The sequence below is a fragment of the Streptomyces himastatinicus ATCC 53653 genome (assembly GCF_000158915.1).
Lineage (GTDB): Bacteria > Actinomycetota > Actinomycetes > Streptomycetales > Streptomycetaceae > Streptomyces > Streptomyces himastatinicus.
Genome location: NZ_GG657754.1, coordinates 9,324,121 through 9,334,812, shown reverse-complemented (window position 1 = coordinate 9,334,812; position 10,692 = coordinate 9,324,121). Strand labels below are relative to the sequence as shown.

Sequence of the window (10,692 nt, the reverse complement as noted above, 5' to 3'; positions counted from 1 at the left end):
TCGCGAACCGCACCGGCTCGCGCACATGGCGCACCCAGTGGTCGGCGTCGAACGCGGTGCCGACCTCCCCGGTCAGGGTGGACACCAGGGGGATGCGCGGCGGCGCGTACGTCAGGGTCTCGGCGACCCGCCGGAAGTCGTCCAGCATCGGGTCCATCAGCGGCGAGTGGAACGCGTGCGACACGCGCAGCCGTCGCGTCTTGCGGCCCTGCTCGGCGAAGCGGGCGGCCACCGCGAGGACGGCGTCGGCCTCGCCGGACAGCACCACAGCGGCCGGGCCGTTGACGGCGGCGAGGCCCACCCGCTCGGTCAGATACGGGACCACCTCCGCCTCTTCCGCCTGGACGGCCACCATCGCGCCGCCGCGGGGAAGTTCGTCCATCAGCGTGCCGCGCGCCCCGACCAGCAGGGCCGCGTCCGCCAGCGTCAAGACCCCGGCGGCGTGTGCGGCGGCGATCTCGCCGATGGAGTGTCCGGCGACGAGACCAGGGGTGACGCCCCACGACTCCAGCAGCCGGAACAGGGCGGTCTCGACGGCGAAGAGCGCGGCCTGCGCGTACCGGGTGTGGTGGAGGAGTTCGGCCCGCGGCGAGCCGGGCTCGGCGAACAGCACCTCGCCCAGGGGTTCGTCGAGATGGAGGTCGAGGTGGTCGGCGGCCTCCTGGAGTGCCTGCGCGAACACCGGGAAGGCCCGGACCAGTTCGCGTCCCATGCCGACGCGCTGGCTGCCCTGCCCGGTGAACAGGAACGCGGTCCGGCCCGTCGCCCGTGTCGTTCCGGTGAGCAGCCCGGGCGCGGTCGTGCCCTCGGCGAGGGCGGTCAGGGCGCGGCGCAGCTGGTCGCGGTCGGTGGCGACGACGGTGGCGCGGTGGCGCAGCGCGGCACGTGTGGTGGCCGTCGAGTACGCGAGGTCCAGCGGCGATGTCCCGTCCACGACCGTCAGGAGCCGGGCGGCCTGAGCGCGCAGGGCGTCCTCGCCCTGGGCGGACAGGACGACGGGGACGGGGCGGTCGGCCGCGGGGGGCTCGGTGGCCTCGGTGTTTTCGGCCGGTGGCTCTTCGATGATGACGTGGGCGTTGGTGCCGCTCGCGCCGAACGAGGAGATCCCGGCCCGGCGCGGGGTGTCCGCGGCGTCCCACGGGACGGGCTCGGTGAGGAGCCGGACGGTGCCGTCGGACCAGTCGACGTGCGGGGTCGGCTCGTCCACGTGCAGGGTGCGGGGCAGCGTACGGTTCCGCATCGCCTGGACCATCTTGATGACCCCGGCGGCCCCCGCCGCGGCTCCCGTGTGCCCGATGTTGGACTTCACCGACCCCAGCCACAGGGGGTGGTCGGGCGAGCGTCCGGCTCCGTACGCGGCGACCAGGGCCTGGCCTTCGATGGGGTCGCCGAGGGTGGTGCCGGTGCCGTGTGCCTCGACCGCGTCGACCTCGCCCGGGGCGAGGCCCGCGTCGGCGAGCGCCTGGCGGATGACGCGCTGCTGGGCGAGGCCGTTGGGCGCGGCGAGGCCGTTGCTCGCGCCGTCCTGGTTGATGGCGGTGCCGCGGATCACGGCCAGCACCGGGTGTCCGTCGCGCAGCGCGTCCGTGAGGCGGGCCAGGACGAACACGCCCGCGCCCTCGGCGAAGGAGGTGCCGTCCGCGCCCGCGCCGAACGCCTTGATCCGTCCGTCCGGGGCCAGCCCGCGCTGACGGCTGAACGTGGTGAACGTTCCGGGGCTGGAGATGACGGTGACGCCGCCCGCCAGCGCCAGCCCGCACTCCCCGCGCTGGAGGGAGCGTACGGCCAGGTGGAGGGCGGTCAGCGAGCCCGAGCAGGCGGTGTCGACGGTGAGCGTGGGCCCTTCGAGGCCGAGCGTGTAGGCCACGCGGCCGGATACGACGCTGGGCAGGCTGCCGCCCAGCACATAGCCGTCGAGGCCGTCCGGCGCCTCATGGGTACGAGGTCCGTACTCGTGGGGCTCCACGCCGATGAACACGCCCGACGAGGTGCCGCGCAGCCGCCCCGGGTCGATGCCCGCGCGCTCCAGCGCCTCCCAGGAGGTCTCCAGCAGCAGCCGCTGCTGGGGGTCCATGGCGAGCGCCTCTTTGGGGTTGATCTGGAAGAAGTCGGCGTCGAAGTCGGCGGCGTCCGGCAGGAATCCGCCGCGCCGCACATAGCTGGTGCCGGTGGCGGACGGGTCCGGGTCGTAGAGCCGGTCGAGGTCCCAGCCGCGGTCGGCGGGGAAGTCGGTGAGCACATGGGTGCCGTCGGCCAGGATCCGCCACAGGTCCTCGGGCGAGGCCACCCCGCCGGGGTAGCGGCAGCCGATCCCCACGATGGCGATCGGCTCGTCGGACACCGCGGGCGCGGCGGGTGCCGCGGGCTCGTGGTGGTGTTCCGGCTCGGCGGTGCCGTGCACCACGGCCACCAGGTGACGGGCGAGGGCGGCGGGCGTCGGGTGGTCGAAGCCGATGGTGACGGGCAGTTCCACCCCCAGTTCGGCGGTGAGCCGCCGGTGCAGCTGGACCAGGCCGAGCGAGTCCAGGCCCTCCGCCAGGAACGGGCGGTCGGCCGCCACGTCGGTGGGCCCGTCCCCGTAGGCGTCGGGGTCGGCGGCCCGCAGCACGGCAGCGGCCTGCGCCAGCACCAGTTCCAGCATCGCGGCCTGTGACTGCTCGGTCATGTGCATACTCCGCAACGAAGAAGAGGCATGGAGGTGTTCGAGGTGGTCAGGACGCCGCGAGGGCGGTCAGTGCGGCGCGGTCGACCTTGCCGTTGACGGTCAGCGGGAACTCGTCCACCACGTGTACGCCCTGCGGGATCATGTACGCGGGTAGCGCGGCACGGCAGAACGCGACCACTTCCTTGGCGTCCGGCGCGGGGCCGCCGGGCGCGCGGGTGACGAACGCGTGCAGCACCGGGTCGCCGTCCGCGCGCGGCAGGAGCATCGCGACCGCGCCGGTGACGCCGGTGAACTGGCCGATACGGCGCTCCACCTCGCCCAGTTCGACGCGGTTGCCGCGGATCTGCACCTGGGAGTCGGCGCGGCCGTGGAAGTACAGCTCGCCATCGGCCCCCATGGTGGCCAGGTCGCCGGTCTTGAACACCCGCTGCCCCGACCTGGGGTCGAGGGGGTCGGGGACGACGACGGCGCGGGTGGCCTCCGGGTCGTTCCAGTACCCGGAGAACAGCGACGGGCTGCGCAGATAGATCTCGTCGAGCACTCCGGGCTCGTCCACGGGACGGCCGTCGGGCCCGATGAGCATCATCTCCGCACCCGCCACCGCGTAGCCGATCGACAGGCGTTCGGTGCCGGGCGGCAGCGGGTTGGGCACCTCGGTGATGGACGCGGCCATCGTCTCGGTGGCGCCGTAGCCGTTGGTGAAGCGCACCTTCGGCAACAGCTCCTGGAGGGCGCGCAGTTCCTCCAGGGGGAAGTCCTCCCCGGAGAACGCGATGCGCCGCAGTACGCCCTGCTCGCCCAGCTCGGCCAGCAGGTCGGGCTCGTGGCGCAGCACCGGTCGCCACGCCGAGGGGACGGCGTCGACCTGGGTGGTCCCGGTGTCGCGCAGGAACGACAGGAAGCGGCGGGGCCAGTTGAGCCGGTCACGCGGTACGGGAACCAGCGCGGCTCCGTGGCTGAGGGCGAACCCGATGTCGAACAGCGCGAAGTCGAACTGGAGCGGCGCGGTGCCCGCCACCCGGTCCTCGGACGTGATCAGCTCGGCGGCCTCCGCGCCGCGCAGGAACGCGATGACCCCGCGGTGGCTCATGACCACGCCCTTGGGCCGGCCCGTCGTGCCCGAGGTGAACGTGATGTACGCGGTGTCGAGGGGCGTGACCACGCGACGGCGGCGGACGCGCGGCGCGGGCGGCCGCTCCACGGTGAGTCCGTCCGCGCCGAACCGGGCGGTGCCGACCGTCTCAGGGATGCCGGTGCGCTGTCCGCGCGCCGACTGGAGGTACAGCGCGGGCTCGGCGCTGTCGATGATCGTCAGAAGCCGTTCGTCCGGGGTCTCGGGGCTGACCGGGGTGAACGGCAGCCCCAGCGTGGCGCAGGCGAGCAGGGTGGCGATGGCGTCCGCTTCGGTGTCGGACTCCAGGATGACGCGGTCGCCGACGTCGAGGCCGAGCGCGTCGAGCGCCTCGGCGCAGCGGTCGGTGCGGTGCTGGAGTTCGCCGTAGCTGACCGTCTCCAGACCGCCGTCCGCCGCGGCCTGGATCACGGCGGGCCGGTCGGGGTCCTTCCGGGCGGCGGCCAGCAGATAGGTCCGCAGGTTGTCCACCGATGCGTGCGCCCGGGCTGGACGCGCTCCATTCGGGCTCATGCGCCACCCTTCCGATTCGGGCCTTCTCAGCAAATGCCAGGCTGTTTCTAACAGGGCCCATTTACGGCCCACAAGAACTCTCGCCCACCCACCCCTGAACTAGGGGGCGTTAGGGGTTATGCCGGTACCGGGGGCCAACAAGACTGGCCGGAAACAATAGATCGAACTGCATGACATCGAATCCTTGGGCTTTCAGAATGCATACGCGACGAGCGTGACAAAAGGGAGAGCGAGAATATGTCGGCGATTGTCTTTCCTGGAATCGGCCCGACGCGGTTCGCCGACTCGGCGCGGTTCCTGGCGGTCCATCCGGTGGCGCGCCGGCTCGTCGCCGAGGCGGACCGGGCCCTGGGCTATTCGCTGCTCGACCGGTACCGGGAGGCCGAGGCCCGCGGCGACCAGGGCGCGTTCCCCGAACCGGCCCGGGTCGCCTTCCTGGTCTCCTGTCTGGCGCTGGCCGAATGGGCGGTCGCCGAGCACGAGGTGACGCCGGTGGCGTGCGCCGGGGCCAGCTTCGGCGGCACGGCGGCGGCGGTGTTCGCCGGGGCGCTTCCGTTCGCCGAGGCCGTGGCGATGACCGCGGAGCAGGGCCGCTTGGTGGACGCGTACTTCGCGCGCGAGCACCGTGACCTCGTCGCCCAGTCGTTCGCCCGCGTCCCGCCCGAGCAGCTGGCCGAGATCCGTGCCGAACTGGACGCGCGCGGCGAGTGGAACGAGGTGGCCTGCCACGTCGACCGCGACTTCCACATGCTGTCGGTGCGCGAGGAGATGGTGGACTGGCTCCAGCGGCGGCTCAAGGCGGTGGGCGGCCTGCCGCTGTACGTCATGCGGCCGCCGATGCACTCGGCCGTGTTCGGCGCGCTGCGGGAGGAGATCGAGGCGGAGGTCGCCGCGGCCGTCCCGTTCCGGGACCCCGAGATCCCCGTGGTGTCCGACCACGACGGGTCGCTGGTGCGGACGGGCGCGGGGGTGCGGACGCTGCTGCTGGACGCGGTGACCCGCACGGTGCGCTGGCCGTCCGTCGTCGAGACGCTCAAGGGGCTGGGTGCCCGGCGGGTGCATGTCACCGGGCAGGACGGGCTGTGGGGCCGGGTGGACGTCATGACCGAGGCGTTCGAGGTGGTGGCGGTGCGGCCGGAGACGGCCATGCGACCGCGCCGGCGCAGCGCGATCGCGTAAGCCGTAATCGTAGAGGGCGGGTCAGCGCATGGCCGCCAGGGCGTTCCACAGCGTCTCGGGGGTGGCGAAGTTGTCGTCGTTGAGCGCGTCGTCGACGAAACGGACCCCGTACATGTCCTCCAGCGAGGACAGCAGCGAGACCATTCCCATGGAATCGAGGCCGAAGTCACGCAGGCTCAGGTCCGGGGTGAGTTCGTCCCCCGATTCCAGTAAAGGAAGGTGTTTGCGGAGCAGTTCCCCGAAAGACTCGTCCCACATGCGCGCTCCCCTGTTTTCCCGGCCCTTGCCGAATACGGCCCTTACCGAACAGTCGACTACCGAATAGTCGGCGTCGCGGCCAACCTAAGCCCTGCGTCCCGCGGGCCGTCACCCCTATCCACCCCTTTTCTCTTCCCGGAGGAAGGAAATGATCGAGACACCGGTCCCCGGACACGGTCTGCACGAACGGTTTCTGCGCGGCCTGGCGCTGTCGCCCGGGCGCGCCGCGATCCGCGTGGACGACGAGATCCTGACGTACGAGGCGATGCACGAACTGGCGCTGCGCCGGGCGGGTGCGCTGCGCGCCCTGGCCCCCGAGGGGCCGCACACCGTCGCCGTCCTGGCGGACAAGAGCCTGACCGCGTACGTGGGGATCCTGGCGGCGCTGTACGCGGGCGCCACCATCGTGCCGCTCAATCCGCGGTTCCCCGCCGAGCGCACCCGTCGCATGCTCACCGCCGCGGGTGTCTCGACGGTCATCGCCGACCCCATCGGCCGGGCCGCGCTCGCCGAAACCGAACGGGACGACCTGCCCGTCCTGGACGAGGCCGCCACCGCTCCCCCGCTGGACGCGCCGGTGGCCGTCCGGCCGTCCGACATCGCGTACGTCCTGTTCACCTCGGGGTCGACGGGCCGCCCCAAGGGCGTGCCGATGACCCACGGCGCCAACGACCACTACTTCAGCCTGCTGGACGGGCGGTACGACTTCGGGCCCGGCGATGTGTTCTGCCAGAACGTGGGCCTCAACTTCGACTGCGCGATGTTCGAGCTGTTCTGCGCCTGGGGCCGCGGGGCCCCGGTGCACGCCATTCCGCCCGCGGCCCACCGGGACCTGCCGGGGTTCCTCGCCGAGCGGCGGATGACCGTGTGGTTCTCCACCCCGAGCGGCACGTCGTTCATCCGGCGGATGGGCGGGCTGACGCCCGGGGCCATGCCCACGCTGCGGTGGAGTTTCTTCGCGGGCGAGGCGCTGCTGTGCGACGACGCCGCCGCTTGGCAGGCCGCCGCGCCCAACTCGCGGATCGAGAACCTCTACGGGCCGACCGAGCTGACCGTCACCATCACCGGCCACCGCTGGTCGCCGGACACCTCACCGAGCCGGGCGGTGAACGGCGTCGTCCCGATCGGCGCGGTGCACCCCGGCCATGACCATCTGCTGCTCGACGGGGACACCGAGTCGGCGACCGAAGGCGAACTGTGCGTCACCGGGCCGCAGATGACCCCCGGCTATCTGGACCCCGCGGACAACGAGGGCCGGTTCCTGGAGCGCGACGGCCGCCGCTGGTACCGGACGGGCGACCGGGTACGGCGGCTGGACGACGGCGAGCTGGCGTACCTCGGCCGACTGGACACCCAGGTGCAGATCCAGGGCTTCCGGGTCGAACTGGCCGAGGTGGACCATGTCGTACGGCGGTGTGCGGGCGTACAGAACGCCGCCACCGTGACCCGCCCGGCGCCGGGCGGCGGACTGGAACTCGTCCTCTACTACACCGGCGACCGTGTGCACCCGGTGGCGCTGCGCCGCGAGCTGTCCGCGCATCTGCCCGAGCCGATGGTGCCCAAGGTGTTCCGGCACGTGGCGGAGTTCCCGCTGAACGCCAACCACAAGGTCGACCGGGGGCTGCTGGCCCGCGAGGCGGCCGCGATGTCGGAGGGCCGACCGTAAGTCAGACGGCCATACCCGACCCGAAGCGGCGGGCGTCCTCCACGACCGTACGCAGCGCCTCGGCGAGCGACGCGCCCGTCGAGGCGTGCTCGGGGTCGATCACCCATTGCATCATCACCCCGCTGAGCAGCGCGTGGTAGAACTGCCCGACCGCGGCCCGGGTGTGCGGGGGCAACTCCTCGCCGCCCAGCAGGAGTTCGACCAGACCCTTCTGGGCCTGCTGCTGCGCGTCGACGATGAAGCTGCGGACCTCGGGCACATGCTCGATCTGGGAAATCGCCTCGAACTGGGCGGCCCACACCGGGCGGTGCCGCTCGAACAGCTCAATCACCCGCGTCCAGGCCCGCTCGAACCGCCCGATCGGATCGTCGGGCAGGTCCCCCACATCGGCCACGGCCCGCTTCAGCTCCTGGGCCCACTCCTCCAGCGCCTCCATGATCGCGGCGTTGAGCAGGGCTTCCTTGGTGCCGTAGTGGTAGCCGATCGAGGCCAGGTTGGTGCCGGACGCCTCGACGATGTCCCGCGCGGTGGTACGGGCGTACCCCTTCTCGTACAGGCAGCGCTTCGCCCCGACCAGCAGGTCCTCTCGGTGTCCCATGCGGAGGATTCTAATCGCACCGGCCTGAGATATGTCTTGGACAAGCGTCCTAGACAGTTAACTTACACAAATCTATAGTCGCGGCCATGAGTAACCCGATGAGTGAGCCCTCGAGCCCCCAACGAGCAAGCCGGAAGGACTGGATCGGCCTCGCCGTCCTCGTCATCCCGGTCCTTCTGATGTCGATGGACATGACCGTCCTGTACTTCGCGCTGCCGTTCCTCAGCGCGTCCCTGGAACCGAGCGCCACGCAGCAGTTATGGATCGTGGACATCTACGCGTTCATGCTCGCCGGGCTGCTCATCACCATGGGCACCCTCGGCGACCACATCGGCCGCCGGCTGCTGCTCATGCTGGGCGCCGTGGTGTTCGGCGCATCGTCCCTGGCCGCCGCCTACGCGGGCAGCGCCGAACTCCTGATCGCCGCACGGGCCGTCCTGGGCATCGCCGGGGCCGTGCTGGCGCCCTCCACACTCGCGCTGATCCGCAACATGTTCCACGACCCCACCGAGCGCCGTACCGCGATCGCCATCTGGACGGCGGGGCTCTCCGGCGGCGCCGCGCTGGGCCCGATCGTGTCGGGGCTCCTGCTGGAGAAGTTCTGGTGGGGCTCGGTCTTCCTGATCAACATCCCGGTCATGGCCGTGATCCTGGTGCTGGGCCCGCTGCTCCTGCCGGAGTACCGCGCGCCGCGGCCCGGCCGCTTCGACCTCCTCGGCGCCGCGCTGTCGCTGGGCACCGTGCTCCCCGTCATCTACGGCATCAAGGAACTCGCCGACGACGGCTTCGCCTGGAAGTACGCGGCCATCACGGCCGCCGGGGGCGTCATCGGCGTGCTGTTCTTCCTCCGCCAGCGCTCGGCCGCCAACCCGCTGATCGACCTGAGCCTGTTCCGCGACCGGGGGTTCAGCGCGTCCATCGGCGTCAACCTGGTGGCCCTGTTCGCGATGGTCGGCTTCCTGCTGTTCTCCACCCAGTGGATCCAACTGGTCTACGGGCTGACCCCGTTGAAAGCCGGATTGTGGACCCTGCCCGCGCCGCTGGCGGTGGCCGTGACGACATCGGTGGCCGCTGTGCTGGCCAAGTCGATCCGCCCCGGCTACATCATCGGCGTCGGCATGGTCATCGCCACGGCCGGATTCGCCGTCATGACACAGTTGCGCGCCGATTCGAGCCTGGCCGTCGCGGTGATCGGCGCGACGATCATCTCGGGCGGGGTGGGCATGGCGATCCCTCTGACCGCCGACCTCATCGTCTCCGCGGCGCCACCGGAGCGCGTGGGCGCGGCCTCGGCGCTGCCGGAGACCAGCAATCAGCTCGGCGGGGCACTCGGTGTGGCGCTCCTGGGCAGCATCGGCTCCGCCATCTACACCCGCGATGTGTCCGACGCGACGTCAGGGCTTCCGCACGAGGCGGCCGAGGCCGCCGAGGGCTCGCTCGGTGGCGCCGCGGAAGTGGCCAAGCATCTGCCCGACCGCGCGAGCGAACCGCTCCTCCAGGTCGCCGGGGAGGCGTTCACCCGCGGCATGAACATCAGCGCCGTGGTCGCCGGGGCCGTCATGCTGGTGGGCGCCGCGGGTGCCGCATGGCTCATGCGCCACGTCGCGACTCCCGACGCCGCTCCGGCGACGGCCGCCCCCGCGAAGGCCGAGCCCACGCCCGCCTCCAGCCCGGAGTGAGGGCCGCCGCCCCGTTGCCTTCATGGAAAGGGGTCCCCGCGCGATGGTCGCGCGGGGACCCTTTTCGCAGGGGTCGTTCAGCTTGCGCCGGTGGTCGTTCAGCGGCCGAGGGTCACGGGCAGGGTGGTGTAACCGGTGAGGCCCATGACGGCGCGGCGCTCGGGGGTGCCCGCCGGCTCGATCTTCGGGAAGGTGTCGATCAGCTTCGGGAAGAGTTCGGCGCCCTCGATGCGCGCGAGGCTGCCGCCGAAGCAGTAGTGGGCTCCGGCGCTGAAGCTCAGGTGGGCGCCGTTGTCGCGGGTCAGGTCCAGGCGGTGCGGGTCGGGGAACCGGGCCGGGTCGCGGTTGGCGGCGGCGAGCAGGGTCAGGACGAGAACCCCCTCGGGTATCTCGGCACCGCCGATGGTGACCGGCCGGGTGGTGACCCGGCTCGCCGCGGTGGTGTGGGTGGTGTGGCGCAGTAATTCCTCCACGGCCGACGGCGTGATGCTCTTGTCCGCACGCCAGCGGTTCAGCTCGTCGGGGTGGTCGAGGAGCGCGAGCACCCCGGTCGCGACGAGGTTGGTGGTGGCCGCGAAGCCCGCGGTGAACAGGAACAGGATGAGTGCCATCAGCTCGTCCTCGTCCAGTCGGCCGTTGGTGGCCTCCTGGACGAGCGAGGACATCAGGTCGTCGCGCGGGGTGGCGCGGCGATCCTTGATCACCTCGCGGAAGTACGCTGCCAGCTCCTCGGCCGAGGCGTCGGCACGGGTCAGGTCTTCCTCGGTGTAGAGGCCGGAGAACACGTGCGACCAGTCGTCGGCCAGCTTCCAGAGGTGTTTTCCGTCCTCGTACGGAAGGCCGAGCATGTCGCTGATGACCGCCACCGGGAAGGGCACGGCCAGCAGGTCCACGAGGTCGACCACCTCCCCGCCGTCGGACCGCTCGATGAGTCCGTCGATGAGTCCGGCCGTCAGCCGCTCCACCGCGGGCTGCATCTTCTTTGATCTTGTTGGGGGTGAA

8 protein-coding genes are annotated in these 10,692 nt (G+C 71.6%); 3 read left to right on the top strand and 5 right to left on the bottom strand.

The window, feature by feature from the left end; genetic code table 11:
* The coding region (locus SSOG_RS39640) for a type I polyketide synthase (protein WP_245606479.1) at nt 1-2,680 on the bottom strand (2,680 nt) is incomplete at its 3' end.
* Nucleotides 2,681-2,711: 31 nt separating this feature from the next.
* Complete coding sequence (locus SSOG_RS39635) at nt 2,712-4,310, bottom strand: AMP-binding protein (RefSeq protein WP_039939788.1); 1,599 nt, start codon at nt 4,308-4,310, stop codon at nt 2,712-2,714.
* 237 nt (nt 4,311-4,547) lie between these two features.
* Between SSOG_RS39635 and SSOG_RS39630 the strand changes: the two genes are divergently transcribed.
* Entirely contained in the window at nt 4,548-5,489 is a 942-nt protein-coding gene (locus tag SSOG_RS39630) for an ACP S-malonyltransferase (RefSeq protein WP_009719949.1), read from the top strand.
* Nucleotides 5,490-5,510: 21 nt separating this feature from the next.
* Here the strand turns inward: SSOG_RS39630 and SSOG_RS39625 are convergent, their stop codons facing one another.
* Entirely contained in the window at nt 5,511-5,747 is a 237-nt protein-coding gene (locus SSOG_RS39625) for an acyl carrier protein (RefSeq protein WP_009719948.1), read from the bottom strand.
* A gap of 148 nt (nt 5,748-5,895) precedes the next feature.
* Here SSOG_RS39625 and SSOG_RS39620 point away from each other — a divergent pair, with 148 nt between their 5' ends.
* Nucleotides 5,896-7,413, top strand: a complete 1,518-nt coding sequence (locus SSOG_RS39620) for an AMP-binding protein (RefSeq protein ID WP_039939787.1) — start codon at nt 5,896-5,898, stop codon at nt 7,411-7,413.
* 1 nt (nt 7,414) lies between these two features.
* On the opposite strand, the gene SSOG_RS39615 is transcribed toward SSOG_RS39620, so the two are convergent.
* A complete protein-coding gene (locus SSOG_RS39615; protein ID WP_009719946.1) occupies nt 7,415-8,011 on the bottom strand; it encodes a TetR/AcrR family transcriptional regulator in 597 nt (198 codons plus the stop codon).
* 86 nt (nt 8,012-8,097) lie between these two features.
* Here SSOG_RS39615 and SSOG_RS39610 point away from each other — a divergent pair, with 86 nt between their 5' ends.
* On the top strand, nt 8,098-9,690 hold the full coding sequence (locus SSOG_RS39610; RefSeq protein WP_208867422.1) for an MFS transporter: 1,593 nt from the start codon (nt 8,098-8,100) through the stop codon (nt 9,688-9,690).
* A 98-nt stretch (nt 9,691-9,788) separates the two neighbouring features.
* On the opposite strand, the gene SSOG_RS54350 is transcribed toward SSOG_RS39610, so the two are convergent.
* Nucleotides 9,789-10,692: cytochrome P450 (locus tag SSOG_RS54350; protein ID WP_208867421.1), on the bottom strand; the 904-nt coding region annotated here is incomplete at its 5' end.